General features: G+C 67.0%; 1 protein-coding gene. It reads right to left on the bottom strand.

Annotation, left to right across the window (positions count from 1 at the left end; translation table 11 throughout):
• Positions 1-39: 39 nt before the first annotated feature.
• Complete coding sequence (locus N864_RS22945) at positions 40-441, bottom strand: cytochrome c oxidase subunit 4 (RefSeq protein ID WP_034723068.1); 402 nt, start codon at positions 439-441, stop codon at positions 40-42.
• Positions 442-582: the final 141 nt, after the last annotated feature.

The following is a 582-nucleotide window of genomic DNA, read 5'->3' as shown; positions in this document are numbered from 1 at the left end:
CCGCAGCAGCGGTCCGGGCCCCTTCGCGCAGGTTGGTCGTCAGATCGAGTAGTCGCCCGAGAAGGACTCGAAGACCCACAGGACGACGGCGACGACGCCGAGGAAGGCCCCGATGATGAACAGCCACCAGCCGACGGCGAGGCCGAGGAACATCACGGCGCCCGCGCCGGCCAGCCACAGCGGCGTCCAGGAACTGGCGACGAAGTAGCCGTAGTTGCCCTCCGCCTCGGCGATCTCACCGCTCATGTTGTCCTCGGGACGCACCGGCAACCGCTTGCCCGTCTGCCAGAGGTAGAACGCCACCAGGATGAACAGGCCACTGGTGAGGATCAGCGCGGTGACGCCGATCGGTTCCTTCCAGTCGGACCAGTAGCCGTAGATGACGGTGACCGGGCCGAAGAAGAGGAACAGGTAGAAGAAGAGCTTGGTCTCGACGCGCATCGTCACTTCTCCTTGCTGTCGCGGGCGCTGTCGCGGGCCCTGTCGCGAGCCTTGTCGCGGGCCTCGCCGACGTCCGCGGGACCGAGGACGGTTACCAACGTACTCGGGTCAGGTCGCAGCGTCGCCACTGCCGACGCCTCC

The sequence above is a fragment of the Intrasporangium chromatireducens Q5-1 genome, assembly GCF_000576575.1.
Taxonomy (GTDB): Bacteria; Actinomycetota; Actinomycetes; order Actinomycetales; family Dermatophilaceae; genus Intrasporangium_A; species Intrasporangium_A chromatireducens.
The sequence above is the reverse complement of the archived record's forward strand: the minus strand, read 5'-3'. Positions and strand labels throughout refer to the sequence as shown.

What these genes read in the sequence shown, in the direction of transcription:
- N864_RS22945 (WP_034723068.1), bottom strand. Translation starts at nt 441, where the DNA reads ATGCGCGTCGAGACCAAGCTCTTCTTCTACCTGTTCCTCTTCTTCGGC.